Origin of the sequence: Nocardioides sp. LML1-1-1.1 (assembly GCF_040676175.1) — a bacterium.
Classification (GTDB): Bacteria; Actinomycetota; Actinomycetes; order Propionibacteriales; family Nocardioidaceae; genus Nocardioides.
In genome coordinates this window covers 28,103-46,157 of record NZ_JBEGHK010000007.1, presented here as the reverse complement: position 1 = coordinate 46,157, position 18,055 = coordinate 28,103, and the positions used below count along the sequence as shown (strand labels likewise).

Below are 18,055 nucleotides of genomic sequence, written 5' to 3'. Positions count from 1 at the left end.
TCCTCGAGGTGGGGGTCACCGGCCGGTACCCGTGGCCCGGCGGTGGAGTCCGGGTCCTGTTAGAGTGATCTCGTCATGATGCGAGCCCTGCTTCTTAGCGGCCGCAGCGAGGTCTGACCAGCCGGACCCCCTCGCTGCGGAGGAAGTTGCGCGCCCGGCGCTCCGTCTCATTCCTGAACCAGCCGAGGTAGTCATGACCCACCAGCGCGTCACCGTCCCGCAGCAGAAGCCCAGCGGGATGCCCTTCCACCGCTACACCGCCTTCGAGCCCGTCACGGTGCCGGACCGGACCTGGCCCGACCAGAAGATCACCCGCGCCCCGCGGTGGCTCTCCACCGACCTGCGCGACGGCAACCAGGCGCTCATCGACCCGATGAGCCCCTCGCGCAAGATGAAGATGTTCGAGCTCCTGGTGAAGATGGGCTACAAGGAGATCGAGATCGGCTTCCCGGCCGCGAGCCAGACCGACTTCGACTTCGTGCGCCAGCTCGTCACCGAGGACCGGATCCCCGACGACGTACGGGTCTCCGTGCTGACGCAGGCCCGCGAGGACCTCATCGCCCGCACCGTGGAGTCGCTGCAGGGCGCCGACAAGGCGACCGTGCACCTCTACAACGCGACCGCGCCGCTGTTCCAGCGGGTCGTCTTCAACGTGACCGAGGCCGAGTGCATCGCGATCGCGACCCGCGGCACCGAGTGGGTGATGAAGTACGCCGAGCAGCTGCTCGCCGGCACCGACTTCGGCTACCAGTACAGCCCCGAGATCTTCACCCAGACGCCCACCGACTTCGCGCTCGAGGTGTGCGAGCGGGTCTCCGACGTGTGGCAGCCGGAGGAGGGCCGGGAGATCATCCTCAACCTGCCCGCCACGGTGGAGATGTCCACCCCGAACACCTACGCCGACCAGATCGAGTACTTCGGCCGCCACCTCTCCCGCCGGGCGCACTCGGTGATCAGCCTGCACCCGCACAACGACCGCGGCACGGCGGTCGCGGCCACCGAGCTGGCCCTGATGGCCGGCGCCGACCGGGTCGAGGGCTGCCTGTTCGGCCACGGCGAGCGCACCGGCAACGTCGACCTGGTCACCCTCGGGATGAACCTGTTCAGCCAGGGCATCGACCCGCAGGTCGATTTCTCCGAGATCGACGAGATCCGCCGCACGGTGGAGTACTGCACCCAGCTGCCCGTCCACCCGCGCCACCCGTGGGCCGGCGACCTGGTCTACACGGCGTTCTCGGGCTCCCACCAGGACGCGATCAAGAAGGGCCTGGAGGACCTCGACCGGATCGCCGCCGAGCAGGGCAAGCCGGTCAACGAGGTGGCCTGGGAGGCGCCGTACCTGCCCATCGACCCCAAGGACGTGGGCCGCACCTACGAGGCCGTCATCCGGGTCAACAGCCAGTCCGGCAAGGGCGGCGTGGCCTACGTGCTCAAGGCCGAGCACAGCCTCGACCTGCCGCGCCGGGCGCAGATCGAGTTCAGCCGGGTCATCCAGCAGCACACCGACGCCCAGGGCGGCGAGGTGACGCCGGAGGCGATCTGGGACATCTTCCGCAAGGAGTACCTCGACCGCGAGGAGCCCTACTCGCTCGTCGCGTTCTCCTCTACCACCGACCAGGACGGCGACGACCGCCAGGAGGTCAACCTGCGCGTGCGTGGTGAGGAGCAGACCTTCACCGGCATGGGCAACGGCCCGGTGGCGGCCTTCGTCGACGGGATGCGCCAGGCGGGTGCCGACATCCGGGTGCTCGACTACGCCGAGCACGCGCTGTCCTCGGGCGGCGACGCCCTCGCGGCGGCGTACGTCGAGGCGGAGATCGCCGGCGAGATCGTGTGGGGCATCGGCATCCACCACAACATCGTCACGGCCTCGCTGCGTGCGGTGGTGTGTGCGGCCAACCGGGCGCAGGCGATCACGATCCCCTCGACGGGCCGCTGAGCATGGGTCGCGCCGCGCTGGCCTCCGAGCAGGTCGGGCAGGTCCTCGTCGAGGGCCGGCGCGGCCGCGACCGCCTCGAGTTCACCGAGTACGGCGCCGGGGAGGCCTGGGTCGTCCTGCTGCCGCCGCTGCTGGTGCCGCGCAGCGTGCACGACCACGCGGCGCGCACGCTCGCCGCGGCGGGCCTGCACGTGCTCGTGCTCGACCCGCTCGGCCACGGCGGCTCGGACCGCCCGGCCGACCCGCTGTCGTACTCGATCACCGCCTTCGCCGAGCAGGTCGTCGCGCTGCTCGACGCCGTCGGCGCCGCCCGTGCGGTCGTCGGGGGCAGCTCGCTGGGCGCCAACGTCGCGCTGGAGGTGGCCGTCCGCGCGCCCGAGCGGGTCGCGGGGCTGCTGCTCGACGGGCCGGTGCTCGACAACGCGCTGACCGCGCAGCTGGCCGTCCTCGGCCCGGCCATGTACGCCGCCCGCTTCGCCCCGCTCCCGCTCAGCCTGCTGCGCCTGGCCAGCCGGCCGGTGCCCTCCCGGCTGCTGCCCGCCTGGCTGCGGCTGGCCCGCGAGACGCTCGACCAGCGCCCCGGGACCGTCGCGGCGGTGATCCACGGCGTGCTCTTCGGCCGGCTCGCTCCGACGCCGGCGGAGCGGGAGGCGATCACCGCGCGCACGCTGGTGCTCTCGCGCCCGCGCGACCCGTTCCACCCGGCCGGCGACGCCGAGCAGCTCGCCCGCGAGATCCCGGGCGCGGTGCTGGAGCGGGCCGAGATGCCGCTGGAGTGGCGGCGCCGGCCCGAGCGCCTGGACCTGGTGGTGGCCCGGTTCGCCCGCGAGTGCTCGCGCGGCTCGCTCCGGGCGCGTCGTACCCGTAGTTCCTGATCTGACAACTCCTGGCAGCGCGCCGGCCCGTCCTGGCGTAGGGTCCGCGCCATGACCACGCTCCGTCGCCTCGTGGCGACCCTCGGACTCGTCCCGTCCCTGCTGCTCGGCACCGCCGGCCTCGCCTCCGCGCAGAGCTGGTCGGGCGGTGACGCGAGCGGCGACGTGCTGCGGGTGACCGGCGACAACTCGCTGCTGGCCGTCGTGCGGCCCGAGGGCCGGATCGCCGAGCCCGGCCGCGTGCGCGGTGACGTGGTGCGCACCTCGGTCAGCCACACCCGCACCAAGGTCGTCATCCGGATCACGATGCGCGCCGTCCCGACGGGGGACTGGATGGGCATGACCACGATCCGCACGCCCAGCACGTCGTACGACCTGTTCCACATGCGCTTCGACCGCCACAGCTGGACGTCGCTCACCAAGACCCACGGCAACGGCCGCGAGCTGTCCTGCAAGGCAAAGTCGTCGCGGCTCGACGGGCGCGCGCTGATCCTCACCGTCTCGCGCGCCTGCCTCGGCAAGCCGCGCGTGGTCCGGGTCGGGGCCGGCGTCGCCGCCGTCGCGCCCGGCGTCCGGCTGGCCTACGTCGACGACGCCAACCGCCGGGGCGCCTACGCCGACATCGCGCACCTGCAGCTCTCCCCGGTGCTGCGTCGCGGCTGATCTCCGATCTGACAACTCATGTCAACTCGCCTGCTGAGATCGGTTAAGGTGCGGCCCATGAAGAGCATCCGTCGCCTCGGCGCGACCCTCGGCCTGGCCACCGCCCTCCTCGTCTCCTCCGCCGGCGTCGCGTCGGCCCAGAGCTGGTCCCTCGCCGACCCGGTCGGCGACGTGGTCACCATCCACGAGGACAACTCGGTCAGCTACGCCCCGAGCCGGGCCCAGGGCGACGTGGTGCGCACCACCGTCAGCCACACCCGCACCACGCTCGTCGTCCGGCTCCGGATGCGCGCCCTGCCGCGCGGGGACTGGAGCGCCTTCGCCGTCGTCCGCACGCCCAGCACCTCCTTCGACCTGACCCAGGTCAAGATCGGCGGCACCCGCGGTTTCGTGCTCACCAAGACCAATGGCGGCAAGGTGGTCCGCTGCGCCGGCAAGTCCGCCCGCTTCGACCGCACCGCCCTCGTGCTCACCGTCCCGCGCTCCTGCCTCGGCAAGCCGCGCACGGTCCGGGTCGGGGCCGGAGTCGCGCTCTTCGAGGGCGAGAGCGTGGTCCACGGCGACGACGCCCTGCGCCGCGCGCTCGGCGAGGACCTCCGCCTCTCCCCGCCGATCCGGCGAGGCTGAGCCGGCCGGGAGCCACCCCTGCCACCGGGGTGGCTCCCGGATCTCCCACCGCCCGGGCGGCACAATGGGCAGGTGGTTCTCTACCGTGACGAGGCGATCGTGCTGCGCACCCACAAGCTGGGTGAGGCCGACCGGATCATCACGCTGCTGACCCGCGAGAACGGCCGGATCCGGGCGGTGGCCAAGGGCGTGCGTCGCACGACCTCGCGGTGGGGGTCGCGGCTCGAGCCGTTCACCCACGTGGACCTGCAGCTCGCGCACGGGCGCAACCTCGACACGGTCACCCAGGCCGAGACCCGGGGGTCCTACGCCGCCCCGATCGGCTTCGACTACGACCGCTACACCGCCGGCACCGCGATGCTGGAGACCGCCGAGCGGCTCGTCGTGGAGGAGCGGGAGCCGGCCCGTCAGCAGTTCGCGCTGCTGCTCGGTGGGCTGAACGCGATGGCCGCGGGGGAGCGCCGCCCCGGCCACGTCCTCGACTCCTACCTGCTCCGCGCGCTCGCCATCGCCGGCTACGCCCCGGCGTTCGTCGACTGCGCGCACTGCGGGCGCCCGCCGGTGACCGCGACCGGTGAGCTGGGCAGCCACCGGTGGTTCAACCCGTCGATGGGTGGCGTGCTGTGCTCGACCTGCCGGATCCCCGGCTCGGCCACACCCGCGCGGGAGACGCTGACCCTGCTCGGTGCCCTGCTGGCCGGCGACTGGCCGGTCATCGAGGCCGCCGAGCCGCGGCACGTCAAGGAGGCCAACGGCCTGGTCGCGGCGTTCGTGCAGTGGCAGCTGGAGCGGGGCCTCCGCTCGCTGGCGTACGTCGAGCGCTGACACAATCGGCACCGTGAGCCGCTCCTCCCGTCGTACCCGTGCCGAGGCCGCGCGCCGCGCCACCCCGCTGCCGCCGACCCCGCACCCCTCGGGCGCCCGTCCCCCGGCGCTGCCGCCGGAGCTGGTGCCGCACCACGTCGCGATCGTGATGGACGGCAACGGCCGCTGGGCCAAGGAGCGCGGCCTGCCCCGCACCCGCGGGCACGAGGAGGGCGAATCCAGCCTCTTCGACGTCGTCGAGGGCGCGATCGAGATCGGCGTGAAGGCGGTCTCGGCGTACGCCTTCTCCACCGAGAACTGGTCGCGCAGCCCCGACGAGGTGAAGTTCCTGATGGGCTTCAACCGCGACGTCGTACGACGCCGCCGGGAGGAGATGCACGAGCGCGGCATCCGGGTGCGGTGGGCCGGGCGGGCGCCCAAGCTGTGGAAGTCGGTGATCGACGAGCTGCGCACGACCGAGGAGCTGACCCAGCACAACGACGTGCTGACCCTCACCATGTGCGTCAACTACGGCGGCCGCTCCGAGCTCGGCGACGCCGCCCGGGCCCTGGCCCGCGACGTGGCCGCCGGCCGGGTCAACCCGGACCGGGTCGACGAGCGCACCCTGGGCCGCTACCTCTACGTCCCCGAGCTCCCCGACGCCGACCTGATCTGGCGGACCTCGGGGGAGCAGCGCCTGTCGAACTTCATGCTCTACCAGGCGGCGTACTCCGAGCTCGTCTTCACCGACGTGCTCTGGCCCGACGTGGACCGGCGGCACCTGTGGCAGGCGATCGACGAGTACGCGCGCCGGGACCGGCGCTACGGCGGAGCGGTCCCCAACCAGGTCTGAGCCCGACCGTGCGCTGACGGCAGGCCGGGAACGGCCCCGGCCCGGAGCCGGAGGGAGCGAGGCACGAGCGACCGGAGGCGGAGGGGGGCCGTCCCCGGCGCCGTCCGGCCTGCCGCCAGGCGGACCCGCCTGCTACGCAAGCCAACAGCGAGCGCGGCAGCGCGGCGCGAGGCACGAGCGACGCGCTCGCGCCATCAGCTCAGTGCTCGTCGTAGTGCGAGCCGTGGGCGGCGTGGCGGTGCCCGTCGTGGACGTAGTCCACGTGGTCGTCGTGCGGTACGGCGAGGTGACCGCACCCCGGTCCGTGGTCGTGCGGGTGCTCCGCGCAGGCCTCGTGCGCGTCCGGCTCCCCGGTGGGGAAGGGCTCGCGCAGGCGCGCCCGGTGGCGGGTCCAGATGCCGATCGGCCAGGCCACGGCGTAGCAGGCCAGGGCGAGCAGGACGATGGTCGGACCCGGCGCCACCGTCGCCTTGTACGACGCGAAGGTGGCCACCACGAGCCCGCCGACCGAGGCGAGCACGCCCAGCGCCATGGCGGCGGCGATGGTGGCCCGGAAGGAGCGGGTGAGCTGCTGGGAGGTGGCGACCGGGACGACCATCAGCGCGGAGACGAGGAGCAGCCCGACCGTGCGCATCGCGACCGTGACCGAGACGGCGGCGAGCACCGCGACGAGCACGTTGTAGGCGCGCACCCGCAGTCCCGCGACCCGGGCGAACTCCTGGTCCTGGGCGACGGCGAAGAGCTGGGGGGCCAGGCCGAGGCACAGCGCGATGACGGCCGTGGCGAGCACCATCGTGGCGATCACGTCGGAGACGGACATCGTGGTGAGCGAGCCGAAGAGGTAGGTGTTGAGCGAGGCGGCGCTCTGGCCGCCGAGGCCGCTGAGGAAGATGCCACCGGCGAGGCCGCCGTAGAAGAGCAGCGCGAGGGCGACGTCGCCGTTGGTCTGGCCGCGCTCGCGGATCAGCTCGATGAGCAGCGCGCCGAGCACGGCGACCAGGACCGCCGTCCACACGGGGGAGGCGCCGGTGAGCAGGCCGAGCGCGATGCCGGTGACGGCGACGTGACCGATGCCGTCGCCCATCAGGGCCAGGCGGCGCTGGACGAGGAAGGTGCCGATCGCGGGCGCGGCGAGGCCGGTGAGCAGCGCGGCGATGAGCGCGCGCTGCATGAACGGCAGCGAGAACAGCTCGATCGGGCTCATCGCTCGCCTCCGCGGTGGTCGACGCTCCGGTCGACCGGAGACGCGACGCCGGGGACGTGGTCAGCCGGCCGCGGCGCGTGGTGGTGGTGGTGCGTGTGCGGCTCGCCGAGCCAGGGCTGGTGCACCTCGTGGTCGCGCAGCGGCGGGCCGTCGTAGACGACCCGGCCGTCGCGCATCACGACCGCTCGGTCGACGAGGCGCTCCAGCGGCCCGAGCTCGTGGGCGACCAGGACGATGGTCGCGCCGCGCTCCTTGAGCCGGGCGAGGGTGTCGGCGAGGACGTGCTGGTTGGGCAGGTCGACGCCCGCGGTGGGCTCGTCGAGGAAGAACAGCTCGGGCTCACCGGCCAGGGCGCGCGCGATGAGGACGCGCTGCTGCTGGCCGCCGGACAGGTTGGTGACGGCGTCGCGGCGCCGGTCGGCGAGGCCGACGACCTCCAGCGCGTCCTCGATCGCGGCCCGGTCGGCGCGCGAGAGCGGGCGGAGCAGGCGGCGCCGGGTCAGCCGGCCGGCGGCGACGACCTCCCACACCGACGCCGGTACGCCGGCCGCGGCCGTCGCGCGCTGCGGCACGAAGCCGACCCGGGACCACTGGCCGAAGTCGTCGAGGGGGGTGCCGAACAGGCGCACCTCGCCCGCGACCAGCGGGCGCAGCCCGACCAGGGTGCGCACCAGGGTGGACTTGCCGGAGCCGTTGGCGCCCATGAGCGCGACGAACTCGCCGGGCTCGACGGCGAGGTCGATACCGCGCAGGACCGGCCGGCCGCCGAGGGCGACGGTCCCGCCGGTGAGGGAGACGGCCGCTGTCATCGGCACCCGTTGGCGGTCTGCAGCGCCTTCAGGTTGGCCTGCATCAACGACAGGTAGTCCTCGCCGGAGGACGCGTCGGAGAGTCCCTCGATCGGGTCGAGGACGCCGTTGGTCAGGCCGAGGTCGGAGGCGATCCCCTTGCCGAGGGCGGGCTTGAGCGGCTCGCTGAACACCGTGGTGATGCCCTCCTCCTTGATCAGGTCCTGCAGCTTGCCGAGCGCGGCCGCCGTCGGCTCGGCGTCGGGGGAGAGCCCGACGATCGAGGCGAGGTGGAGGCCGTACTTCTCGAGGTAGCCGAAGGCGTCGTGCGAGACCACGATCGTGTCACGCGCGCAGTCGCGCAGGCCAGCGGTGTACGACGCGTCGAGCGACTCCAGCCGCGTGCGCAGCGCCGCGGCGTTCTTCTCGTAGTCGTCGGCGTGGTCCTCGTCGAGGCCGGCCAGCTCCTTGGCGACGGCGTCGGCGACGGTGGCCACGCGCAGCGGGTCCTGCCAGAAGTGCGGGTCGAGGCTGCCGTGGTCGTGCTCGTCGTGGCCCTCCCCCTCGCCGTGCTCGCCGTGCTCCTCGTGCTCCTCGGCGGACTCGTCCACCGGGCGCAGGCTGGCGAGGGCGGCGACGTCGAGGGTGTCGCCCTGGGCGTTCTGCGCGACGGCGTCGTCGACGGCGGGCTGGAAGCCGGCCTGGTAGAGGACGAGGTCGGCCGAGGCGATCTCGGCGGTCTTCTTCACGTCCAGCTCGAGGTCGTGCGGCTCGGTGCCGGGCTGGGTGAGCAGCTCGACCTCGGTGCCGGTGCCCTCGGCGACCTGCTCGGTCAGCCAGGCCAGCGGGTAGAAGGCGGCGGCCACGGTGAGGTCGCCGCTGCCGCCGCTCGCCGAGCCGCTGTCCTCGCTGAACGCCGAGCACCCGGAGGCGAGCACGGCGAGGGCGGACAGGGCGGCGAGACCGGAGAACGAGCGCATGAGAATCATTCTCAACTGCGCTCGCCTCCCGGTCAAGTCGGCGGCGTCACCCCGCGACGGGCTCCAGGCGGGCGGGGACGTACTTGTGCCACGGCGTGCCGGCCAGCCAGTCGCGGTGCCGGGTCGAGGTGAGCTCGTTGGGCGCGACGCCGGGCGTGCCGTCCGGGTGCGCGATGCCGAGGCCGTTGGGCAGCGAGACGTGCCCGCGCTGCAGGCTGTCGGTGACCTCCACGGTCGCGACCGCGCTGCCCGCCTCGGTCACCACGCGCAGCACGTCGCCGTCCGTCACCGACAGGCTCCCGGCGTCCTCCGGGTTGATCCGCAGCGCGCCGCCGGCGTCCCGCCGGCGCCAGGAGGGGTCGCGGATGATGGTGTTCGCGGTGAACGCGCGTCGTTCGCCGGCCGACAGCACGTACGGGAACTCCGTGGTGGTCCACGAGCTCGGCTCGTCGGCCAGCGCCCGCATCCGGTCGATCAGCTCGGGGATCTCCAGGGTGAAGCGGCGGTCGGGACGACGGACGTAGTCCCACGCCTGCTCGTGGTCGTCGCGGGTGAACACCACCGCCTCGCCGGTCAGGATCCGCTCGAAGAGCGCGTTGCCCGGCTCGAAGCCGGTGCCGGTGAAGCCGGCGCGCGCCACCGAGGCGGGCTGGTTCATCGCGCAGAGCTGGGCCACGCCCCACAGCGCTGCCGTGCCGCGTGCGGTTCCGAGCGTCGGCCCGAGCGTCTCGTGGAGGACGAAGCCGGCCAGGCCCATCAGCCGCGGGTCGGCCGTCACCGCGGCGAAGAACGCCTCGGCGTACGACGTCAGGCCGGCCCGCGCCGCGGTCCGCAGCGGAGCCAGCGTCGACTCCTCGACCGCGTCGAGCGCGCGCAGCACCCGGGCGTAGACCTCCGGCTCCGCGAGCGTGCCGGGCAGCGGGTCCATCAGCGGGGCCCGCAGGTGGAAGACGTTCTCGGGGAAGTCGACGTTGAAGAAGGTGCACTCCCACTTCTCGAACTGGGTGGCGGCCGGCAGCACGTAGTCGGCCTCCTGCGCGGTCTCGGTCATCGCGATGTCGATGACCACGCTCAGGTCGAGCGTGCGCATCGCCCGCCGGAAGCCGGCCGAGTCGGCCAGCGAGTGCGCCGGGTTCGTGCTGTCGAGCCAGAGTGCCCGGAACCGGTCGGGGTGGTCGGTGTCGATCTCCTCGGCGATCGAGTTGCAGGGGACCAGCCCGGAGATGATCCGCGCCCCGGTGACCGGGGTGACCTTCGCGCCGCCCCCGCCGCCCCCGCCCGCGAGCGCCGCGAACGTCGAGTGCAGGAACATCCCGCCCTTCTTGGCGAAGTTGCCGGTGAGGATCCACAGCATCTTGTTGAGGTAGGAGCTCAGCGTGCTGTGCGGTGCCTGCTGGATGCCGAGGTCCTCGTAGGTGCAGGCGCTCTCGGCGCTCGCGATCCGCCGCGCGGTGGCCCGGATCAGGTCCTCCGCCACCCCGCACCGCTCGGCGTAGTCGGTCACGTCGACGGCGCGGTACGCCGCGAGGACCGGCTCCGCGCCGGTGGTGTGCTCCTCGACGAAGGCGTGGTCGACCAGGTCCTCCTGCACGAGCACCGCGCCGAGGGCGGCCAGGCACCAGGCGTCCGTGCCGGGCCGGACCTGGAGGTGGACGTCGGCCATCGCGGCGGTCTCGCTGCGCCGCGGGTCGATGACCACCATGCAGCGGCCCGGGTCGGCGGCCATCTCCTTGAGCACCGGGCGGGTGCGCGGGAAGGAGTGCGACTGCCAGGGGTTCTTGCCGACGAACACCACCACCTCGGCGTGCTCGAAGTCGCCCTTGGTGTGCCCGCCGTAGAGCCGCCCGTCGACGTACATCTCGCCGGTCTTCTCCTGGGCGAGCGCGTTGGACCTGTAGCGCACGCCGAGCGCGGCCTGCAGGGCCTGGCCGTAGCCGGCGCCGAGGTGGTTGCCCTGCCCGCCGCCGCCGTAGAAGAAGATCTTGTCGCCGCCGTGCTCGTCGCGGATCGCCGCCAACCGCGCCGCGATCTCGGTGATGGCGGTGTCCCAGTCGATCTCCTCGTAGCCACCGTCGGCGCGGCGCCGCAGCGGGCTGGTCAGCCGCGGCGTGCCGTTCTGGTAGCGGTCCAGGCGCAGCGGCTTCTCGCACGTGTAGCCGGCGGAGGAGGGGTGCTCCTTGTCGCCGCGGATCTTGACGAGGCGCCGGTCCTCGACCTGCACCTCGATCCCGCAGTTGCACTCGCAGAGGATGCAGGCGGACTTCTGCCAGGTCGCGGTCACGGGTGCTCCTGTCGCCGGATTATGATGACCTTCATAATCCGGGTCGGCGGGGGAGCCGTCAAGGGCGCCGCGCCTGCGTAGAGTGCGCGACGTGCTCGTCGTGAACCGCTTCCGTGCCGGGGAGGACCCCGCCGCCCTCCGTGCCGACCTCGAGACCGTCCACGCGCTGCTCGCCGCCGCCCCCGGCTACGTCGACGGCCAGGTCGGGCGCAACCTCGACGACCCCGATCTGTGGCTGCTCAGCACCCGGTGGGAGAACGTCGGCGCCTACCGGCGCGCCCTGTCGTCGTACGACTTCAAGCTGCACGGGATGCCGCGGCTGGGCCGGGCGATCGACGAGCCGGGCGCCTACGAGCCGGTCGAGCCGAATACGGTGCTGAACGTGGCCGGGTCTCGCGTAACCTAGGAGACTGCTCCCGCGAGTCAAGACACACCACGCCCGACAGCCAGCCGGGCTCGTCCCATAAAGGATCCTTCCGTGGCCAAGCCGCCCCCGTCCACCGTCGACCACGTCGTCTCCCTCGCGAAGCGCCGAGGCTTCGTCTACCCCTGTGGAGAGATCTACGGCGGCACCCGCTCGGCCTGGGACTACGGCCCGCTCGGCGTGGAGCTGAAGGAGAACATCAAGCGCCAGTGGTGGCGCTCGATGGTGCAGAGCCGCGACGACGTCGTCGGCCTCGACTCCAGCGTCATCCTGCCGCGCCAGACCTGGGAGGCATCGGGCCACGTCGCGACGTTCAACGACCCGCTGACCGAGTGCCTCTCGTGCCACAAGCGCTACCGCTACGACCACCTGCAGGAGCAGTACGCCGAGAAGAAGGGCATCGACGACCCGGACACGGTCGACCTCAAGGACGTCGCCTGCGCCAACTGCGGCACCCGCGGCGCGTGGACCGAGCCGCGTGAGTTCTCCGGCATGCTCAAGACCCACCTCGGCGTCATCGAGGACGAGTCGGGCCTGCACTACCTGCGCCCCGAGACCGCGCAGGGCATCTTCCTCAACTTCGCCAACGTGGTCACCTCGCAGCGGATGAAGCCCCCGTTCGGCATCGCCCAGATCGGCAAGAGCTTCCGCAACGAGATCACGCCGGGCAACTTCATCTTCCGCACCCGCGAGTTCGAGCAGATGGAGATGGAGTTCTTCGTCAAGCCGGGCGAGGACGAGGAGTGGCACCAGTACTGGATCGACACCCGGACCGCCTGGTACACCGACCTCGGGATCGACCCCGACAACCTGCGCCACTACGAGCACGCGAAGGAGAAGCTGTCGCACTACTCCAAGCGGACCGTCGACATCGAGTACCGCTTCCAGTTCGCCGGCTCGGAGTGGGGTGAGCTGGAGGGCATCGCCAACCGCACCGACTTCGACCTGTCGACGCACGCGGAGCACTCCGGCAAGGACCTGTCGTACTTCGACCAGGCCAACAACAACCGCTACGTGCCCTACGTCATCGAGCCGGCAGCCGGTCTCTCGCGCAGCCTGATGACGTTCCTCGTCGACGCCTACGCCGAGGACGAGGCCCCCGACACCAAGGGTGGCGTCCGCAAGCGCACCGTGCTGCGCCTCGACCCGCGCCTGGCGCCGGTCAAGGTCGCCGTGCTGCCGCTGAGCCGCAACGAGGACCTCAGCCCCAAGGCCCGCGCCGTGTCCAGCGAGCTGCGCGCGCTGTGGAACATCGACTTCGACGACGCCGGCTCCATCGGCAAGCGCTACAGCCGCCAGGACGAGATCGGCACGCCCTACTGCGTGACCATCGACTTCGACACCCTCGACGACCAGGCGGTCACCGTCCGCGAGCGGGACACCATGTCCCAGGAGCGGGTCGCGCTCGACAAGCTCACCACCTACTTCGCCGAGCGGCTCGTCGGATGCTGAGGGACCGCATCCGGCCGGTGCTCGCCGTGGGCGTGGCGCTCGCGGTGGCGAGCGGGCTGGCCGGGTGCGGTTCGGGCGACGAGGACGCGGCCACGTCGAAGCCGAAGCCGTCGGCGTCCACGAGCGCGCCCGCGACCTACCTGGAGGTTCCGGACGGGGTCACCCTCACCGAGCCGGGCACCGCGCTGACGCTCGGCCAGGCGGGGGTGGTCGCCTTCGAGCGCCGCCAGGACCAGGTCGGCGTGCTCTCGGTGGTCGTCGAGCGGATCGAGCGGACGTCCTTCGCCGAGTCCTTCCCGGGGTGGAACGTCGACGCGACGACGGCGGCACGCACGCCGTACTTCGTCCGGGTGAAGGTCACCAACACCGGCGACACCGACCTGGGCGGGATGCGCCTCGACAACGTGCTGTGGGCCGACGACGGCACCACCCGCGAGGCGCCGAACTACTACACCGCCCAGCAGCAGCCGTTCTGCAACGGCGGCCCGCTGCCCACGGCCTTCGCGGCCGGCGCGACCGCGCAGCTGTGCCAGGTCTACTTCCTCGCGCCCGGGCGGACCCTGCAGCACATCTCGTTCCTGCCCTTCGGCGGCCTCGACGCGGTCACCTGGAGCGGCCCGGTCGGCAAGGTGACCAAGCCCGCCACCAAGAAGCCCGGGAAGAAGCCCGCCAAGAAGGGCGGCCGGCCGGTCGTCCCCCGCTCCACCCCCTCCGCGTCGTGACCGGGCTGCGCCTGGGCTCGCTGGAGGTGCCCACGCCGGTGGTGCTGGCGCCGATGGCCGGGATCACCAACGCGGCCTATCGCCGGCTGTGCGCCGAGCACGGCGCCGGGCTCTACGTCTGCGAGATGATCACCAGCCGCGGCCTGGTGGAGGGCGACGAGACCACGAAGCGGATGCTCGTCTTCGACGAGCTCGAGACCGTCCGCTCGGTGCAGCTCTACGGCACCGACCCGGTCTACGTCGGCCAGGCCACCAAGATCCTCTGCGAGGACTACGGCGTCGCGCACGTCGACCTCAACTTCGGCTGCCCGGTCCCCAAGGTCACCCGCAAGGGCGGCGGTGGTGCGCTGCCTTGGAAGCGCAACCTGCTCGGCCGGATCCTCCAGGAGGCGGTGGCCGCCGCGGCGCCGTACGACGTCCCGGTGACCATGAAGACCCGCAAGGGCCTCGACGAGGACCACCTGACCTACCGCGACGCCGGGCGGATCGCCCAGGACACCGGGGTCGCCGCCATCGCGCTGCACGGGCGGACCGTCGCGCAGGCCTACTCCGGCGAGGCCGACTGGGACGCCATCGCCGACCTGGCCGCGTCGGTGGACATCCCGGTGCTCGGCAACGGCGACATCTGGGAGGCCGCGGACGCCGTACGGATGGTGGAGCAGACGGGCGTCGCCGGCGTCGTCGTCGGCCGTGGCTGCCTGGGCCGGCCGTGGCTGTTCCGCGACCTGGCCGCCGCCTTCTCCGCCGACGGGCCGGCGGAGACCACGTTGCCGACCCTCGGCGAGGTGAGCGCGATGATGCGCCGGCACGCCGAGCTGCTGTGCGAGCACATGGGGGAGGAGCGGGGCTGCAAGGAGTTCCGCAAGCACGTCACCTGGTACCTGAAGGGTTTCCGGGCGGGCGGCGAGCTGCGTCGTTCGCTCGGCCTGGTCGACTCCCTGGCCGCGCTCGACGGGCTGCTCGCCGAGCTCGACCCGAGCGAGCCGTTCCCGGTCTCCGAGCTGGGCGCGCCCCGCGGACGGCAGGGTGCGCCGCGGCACAAGGTGGTGCTGCCGGAGGGGTGGCTCGACGACACCGACGGCCTGTGCGAGGGCGGATCCGTCGTCCTGGAGGACGCGAACGAGACCACCGGAGGGTGAGCCGTCTCACCCCTCGGCGCGGGTTGTTGATTCGTTGACGACTCTCGGGGTGTGCTTCACTCGCACGATGCCCCGGCTCCGGCCGAGGCTCTCGGGACGACCTGCAAGCAACAGCAAAGGAATCAGCGCGTGGCCACCAGCCACAAGCGGGAAACCGCGCGACGTACGCCCCGAGCCGCCGTCCTGGCCGGCTCGCTGGCCGTCCTGGCGACCGGTGCGGTCGTCTCCGCCGGAGTGATGAGCTCCCCGGCCCCCGACCGCGACCTGCTCGCCGTCGACGGCAACCGCGCGGCCGGCTCCGTCCAGGACGCCGCCCCGCGCGAGCTGCCGATCATCTCGCGCAGCAGCGATCGCTCCGCCGACGCGATCGGCAGCAAGGTCGACCGCCTGATGGCGAGCACCGCCACGGCCAAGGCCGTCGCCGGCGCCGACGCCAAGCGGTGGACGACCGACGCCCTCAACCTGTGGACGCGCCCGGACAAGTCCGGCAAGAAGGTCGGCGAGGTCGAGGAGGGCGAGAAGGTCTTCCTGACCGGCCGCACCTACGGCGGGCGCGAGGAGATCGTCGTCGGCGGCAAGGCCCGCTGGGTCACCACCGGCCACCTCTCCGACGAGAAGCCGCTGGCCATCGACGCCTCCTGCACCAACGGCACGAGCGTGCCCGCCGGCGTCAGCCCGAACATCAAGAAGGTCCACCAGGCCGTCTGCGCGAACTTCCCCGAGGTCTCGACCTACGGCACGTTCCGCGGCGACGGCGAGCACTCGCAGGGCCTCGCGGTCGACATCATGACCTCCGGCGCCCGGGGCTGGGAGATCGCCGAGTTCGTGCGCGCCAACTACGCCGCGCTCGGCGTCAACTACGTGATCTACTCGCAGAAGATCTGGTCGGTCGACCGGTCCGGTGAGGGCTGGCGGGGGATGTCCGACCGCGGCTCCACCACGGCCAACCACTACGACCACGTGCACGTCACGACGTACTGACGCTGCCAGGCAGCCCACTCGATAGGGTCGCCGGGTGGACCAGGTGGAGGCGCGCTACGACGAGCACGCCCGCGAGCGCGTCGTCCCCGAGCCGCCGAAGCGGGTCGAGGCGCCCGAGCGGCTCGCGTTCGAGCGGGACCGGGCGCGGGTGGTGCACGCGGCGTCGTTCCGGCGGCTGGCCGCCAAGACCCAGGTGGTGGGACCGCAGAGCGACGACTTCGTCCGCAACCGGCTCACCCACAGCCTGGAGGTCGCCCAGATCGCGCGCGACCTCTCCCGCGCGCTGGGCACGCACCCGGACATCACCGAGACCGCCGCGCTGGCCCACGACCTCGGGCACCCGCCGTTCGGGCACAACGGGGAGCGGGCGCTGGCGGCGCTCGCCGCGGACTGCGGCGGCTTCGAGGGCAACGCGCAGACCCTGCGGCTGCTGACCCGGCTGGAGGCGAAGACGACCGACGCCGGGCTCAACCTGACCCGGGCGACCCTCGACGCGTGCACGAAGTACCCGTGGGGCCCGGAGGCGGCGAAGGACGGCAAGTTCGGCGTCTACGACGACGACCGCCCCGCCTTCGACTGGGTGCGCCGGGGCGCGCCCGCCGGCCGGCGGTGCGTCGAGGCGCAGGTGATGGACCTCGCCGACGACGTGGCCTACTCGGTGCACGACGTCGAGGACGGCATCGTGGCCGGCAAGATCGACCTCACCCGGCTGGACGAGGCGGGGGTGTGGGAGACACTGCGGTCCTGGTACGACCCGGACGCCACCGACGACGCGCTCGACGCGGTGCTCGCGCGGCTGCGGTCGGTGGGCAGCTGGCCCGCGGCGTCGTACGACGGCCGGCGGGCCGGGCTCGCTGCGCTGAAGAACCTGACGAGCGACCTGATCGGCCGGTTCTGCGGGGCGGTGCAGCAGGCGACCTTCGCGGCGTCGCAGGGGCCGTTCGTGCGCTACGCGGCGGACCTCGTCGTACCGGAGGAGACGTGGGCGGAGATCACCGTGCTGAAGGCGGTGGCGGCCCACTACGTCATGCAGGACGCCACCCGGGTGGCGCTCCAGGTGCGCCAGCGCGACCTGCTCGCGGAGCTGGTCGCGGCGCTGCTGCGGGACGAGGGCACGGACCTCGACGAGGCGTTCGCGGAGGACTGGAAGCAGGCGCGCGACGACGCCGCCCGGACCCGGGTCGTGATCGACCAGGTGGCCTCGCTGACCGACGCCAGCGCGGTGGCCTGGCACCGGCGTCTCGTTGTCACCGGATCCGAGAACCCCTGACAACGAACGACCGGCCGCAACCACGAGGGTTGCGGCCGGTCGGTTGCCGACAAGCGGTGCGGCGAAGGGTCAGCCGGTGACCGGGACGTGCGACTCGACCGGGGTCGGGGTCGGCGCGTCGGTCTCGGTCGGGGTGGTCGGACCGGTGTCCGTGGTGACGTTGCCACAGGTGGCCGAGGAGACCGTCAGCTCGACCTGGTCGAGCAGGTTGACGTAGAGCGCGTCGACGGTGAAGGTGCCGTCGGCGTTCTTGGTCTGGCGGTTGGCCGTGATGGTCAGCAGGCCCGGGATGGAGACCGAGGCGTTCGGCTTGGTCACGTCGATGTCGACGGGCAGGCCGAGCGCGGTGAGGTCGGTGAGCTTGGTGGTGCCGGTGTCACCGTTGCACTCCGCGATGACGGCGCCGGCCGCGACCAGCTTGTCCTTGCCAGCGAGGACGTCGCACAGACCCAGCAGGTCGAGCGGAGCGAGCTTCGAGAGGTCGATCGCGCCGAGCAGGCTCAGGTCGAGCGGGGTGCCGTCGGTGGCGTTGCTGACCTGGCCGAGCAGGCCACCCAGGGTGGAGAGCACCGGGGTGAGCACGCCGTTGACCGCGCCGGTGACGGGGTCGATCGCCTGGACCAGCGTGGTGCACGCGGCGCCGAGCTGGGTGGTCAGGGCCGGCGGCAGCTGCGAGAGCAGCCCGTCGCCCACGCCGAGGTCGGTCACGCTGGAGGTGGCCTTGCCGTTCTCCGCGCTGACGTTGATCACGCCGCCGCTGGCGACCGGGTTGCTGGGCAGCCCGATCAGCGAGTCGGTGACGACCTTGCCGTCGGTGGACTCGACGGCGGGGAGCGGCTCGATCACGGCGTTGTCCGCGATGTTGAGCTCCAGGCCGAACGCCGACGACGGCTGGCCCGCCGCCGTCGCCGAGCCGCCGCCCAGCACGGCAAAGGCGGTGGCGCCGGTGACCAGCACGACCGCGCCGGTGGCCGAGGCCAAGATCCTCGTCTTCTTCATGGGGTTTCCCTTCATCTTCATCTCTTGTCGGCAGAGCGAGTCTGGCGTCTGGGG

17 protein-coding genes are annotated in these 18,055 nt (G+C 72.5%); 12 read left to right on the top strand and 5 right to left on the bottom strand.

What is annotated here, in order from left to right; all coding sequences use genetic code 11:
- The first annotated feature begins 193 nt into the window (after positions 1-193).
- The 6 genes from leuA to MRBLML1_RS21230 all read left to right on the top strand — a co-directional run bounded on the left by leuA (position 194) and on the right by MRBLML1_RS21230 (position 5,761).
- Entirely contained in the window at positions 194-1,939 is a 1,746-nt protein-coding gene (gene leuA / locus MRBLML1_RS21255) for a 2-isopropylmalate synthase (protein WP_364519838.1), read from the top strand.
- A gap of 2 nt (positions 1,940-1,941) precedes the next feature.
- Entirely contained in the window at positions 1,942-2,814 is an 873-nt protein-coding gene (locus MRBLML1_RS21250; RefSeq protein ID WP_364519836.1) for an alpha/beta fold hydrolase, read from the top strand.
- Positions 2,815-2,865: 51 nt separating this feature from the next.
- Entirely contained in the window at positions 2,866-3,477 is a 612-nt protein-coding gene (locus MRBLML1_RS21245) for a hypothetical protein (RefSeq protein ID WP_364519834.1), read from the top strand.
- A gap of 57 nt (positions 3,478-3,534) precedes the next feature.
- A complete protein-coding gene (locus tag MRBLML1_RS21240) occupies positions 3,535-4,104 on the top strand; it encodes a hypothetical protein (RefSeq protein WP_364519832.1) in 570 nt (189 codons plus the stop codon).
- 72 nt (positions 4,105-4,176) lie between these two features.
- Positions 4,177-4,929: a DNA repair protein RecO gene (gene recO, locus MRBLML1_RS21235; RefSeq protein WP_364519830.1), complete on the top strand. Its 753-nt coding sequence runs from the start codon at positions 4,177-4,179 to the stop codon at positions 4,927-4,929.
- Between the two features lie 13 nt (positions 4,930-4,942).
- On the top strand, positions 4,943-5,761 hold the full coding sequence (locus MRBLML1_RS21230) for an isoprenyl transferase (RefSeq protein ID WP_364519828.1): 819 nt from the start codon (positions 4,943-4,945) through the stop codon (positions 5,759-5,761).
- A gap of 199 nt (positions 5,762-5,960) precedes the next feature.
- On the opposite strand, the gene MRBLML1_RS21225 is transcribed toward MRBLML1_RS21230, so the two are convergent.
- From MRBLML1_RS21225 to MRBLML1_RS21210, 4 genes are read right to left on the bottom strand one after another with little or no spacing between them, the layout of a single operon-like run.
- Positions 5,961-6,965 (bottom strand): metal ABC transporter permease, encoded by a 1,005-nt coding sequence (locus MRBLML1_RS21225; protein ID WP_364519826.1) that lies wholly within the window; start codon positions 6,963-6,965, stop codon positions 5,961-5,963.
- Positions 6,962-7,774, bottom strand: a complete 813-nt coding sequence (locus tag MRBLML1_RS21220) for a metal ABC transporter ATP-binding protein (RefSeq protein ID WP_364519824.1) — start codon at positions 7,772-7,774, stop codon at positions 6,962-6,964. The genes MRBLML1_RS21225 and MRBLML1_RS21220 overlap by 4 nt, the downstream gene beginning before the upstream one ends.
- Positions 7,771-8,733 (bottom strand): metal ABC transporter substrate-binding protein, encoded by a 963-nt coding sequence (locus MRBLML1_RS21215; RefSeq protein WP_364519822.1) that lies wholly within the window; start codon positions 8,731-8,733, stop codon positions 7,771-7,773. Before MRBLML1_RS21215 ends, MRBLML1_RS21220 begins: the two co-directional genes overlap by 4 nt.
- A 46-nt stretch (positions 8,734-8,779) precedes the next feature.
- Positions 8,780-11,014, bottom strand: coding sequence for a molybdopterin-dependent oxidoreductase (locus MRBLML1_RS21210; protein WP_364519820.1), 2,235 nt, complete (start codon positions 11,012-11,014; stop codon positions 8,780-8,782).
- A gap of 91 nt (positions 11,015-11,105) precedes the next feature.
- Here MRBLML1_RS21210 and MRBLML1_RS21205 point away from each other — a divergent pair, with 91 nt between their 5' ends.
- From MRBLML1_RS21205 to MRBLML1_RS21180, 6 genes are all read left to right on the top strand, one after another.
- A complete protein-coding gene (locus MRBLML1_RS21205; RefSeq protein ID WP_364519818.1) occupies positions 11,106-11,420 on the top strand; it encodes an antibiotic biosynthesis monooxygenase family protein in 315 nt (104 codons plus the stop codon).
- A gap of 72 nt (positions 11,421-11,492) precedes the next feature.
- Positions 11,493-12,890: a glycine--tRNA ligase gene (locus MRBLML1_RS21200; protein WP_364519817.1), complete on the top strand. Its 1,398-nt coding sequence runs from the start codon at positions 11,493-11,495 to the stop codon at positions 12,888-12,890.
- The gene (locus tag MRBLML1_RS21195) at positions 12,884-13,612 is read left to right on the top strand and encodes a hypothetical protein (RefSeq protein WP_364519815.1); all 729 of its coding nucleotides are present in this window, start codon (positions 12,884-12,886) and stop codon (positions 13,610-13,612) included. Before MRBLML1_RS21200 ends, MRBLML1_RS21195 begins: the two co-directional genes overlap by 7 nt.
- Positions 13,609-14,751, top strand: a complete 1,143-nt coding sequence (gene dusB / locus MRBLML1_RS21190; RefSeq protein ID WP_364519813.1) for a tRNA dihydrouridine synthase DusB — start codon at positions 13,609-13,611, stop codon at positions 14,749-14,751. The genes MRBLML1_RS21195 and dusB overlap by 4 nt, the downstream gene beginning before the upstream one ends.
- Before the next feature lie 129 nt (positions 14,752-14,880).
- The gene (locus tag MRBLML1_RS21185) at positions 14,881-15,732 is read left to right on the top strand and encodes a mucin-2 protein (protein ID WP_364519811.1); all 852 of its coding nucleotides are present in this window, start codon (positions 14,881-14,883) and stop codon (positions 15,730-15,732) included.
- Between the two features lie 43 nt (positions 15,733-15,775).
- A complete protein-coding gene (locus MRBLML1_RS21180; protein ID WP_414691298.1) occupies positions 15,776-17,002 on the top strand; it encodes a deoxyguanosinetriphosphate triphosphohydrolase in 1,227 nt (408 codons plus the stop codon).
- A gap of 69 nt (positions 17,003-17,071) precedes the next feature.
- Here MRBLML1_RS21180 and MRBLML1_RS21175 read toward each other — a convergent pair whose 3' ends face one another.
- A complete protein-coding gene (locus MRBLML1_RS21175; RefSeq protein ID WP_364519807.1) occupies positions 17,072-18,001 on the bottom strand; it encodes a choice-of-anchor P family protein in 930 nt (309 codons plus the stop codon).
- Between the last annotated feature and the right edge of the window lie 54 nt (positions 18,002-18,055).

Coding starts and splice junctions, on each gene's coding strand:
- leuA (WP_364519838.1), top strand. CDS start 194: ATGACCCACCAGCGCGTCACCGTCCCGCAGCAGAAGCCCAGCGGGATG.
- MRBLML1_RS21250 (WP_364519836.1), top strand. CDS start 1,942: ATGGGTCGCGCCGCGCTGGCCTCCGAGCAGGTCGGGCAGGTCCTCGTC.
- MRBLML1_RS21245 (WP_364519834.1), top strand. CDS start 2,866: ATGACCACGCTCCGTCGCCTCGTGGCGACCCTCGGACTCGTCCCGTCC.
- MRBLML1_RS21240 (WP_364519832.1), top strand. CDS start 3,535: ATGAAGAGCATCCGTCGCCTCGGCGCGACCCTCGGCCTGGCCACCGCC.
- MRBLML1_RS21225 (WP_364519826.1), bottom strand. CDS start 6,965: ATGAGCCCGATCGAGCTGTTCTCGCTGCCGTTCATGCAGCGCGCGCTC.
- MRBLML1_RS21220 (WP_364519824.1), bottom strand. CDS start 7,774: ATGACAGCGGCCGTCTCCCTCACCGGCGGGACCGTCGCCCTCGGCGGC.
- MRBLML1_RS21215 (WP_364519822.1), bottom strand. CDS start 8,733: ATGCGCTCGTTCTCCGGTCTCGCCGCCCTGTCCGCCCTCGCCGTGCTC.
- MRBLML1_RS21195 (WP_364519815.1), top strand. CDS start 12,884: ATGCTGAGGGACCGCATCCGGCCGGTGCTCGCCGTGGGCGTGGCGCTC.
- MRBLML1_RS21175 (WP_364519807.1), bottom strand. CDS start 18,001: ATGAAGAAGACGAGGATCTTGGCCTCGGCCACCGGCGCGGTCGTGCTG.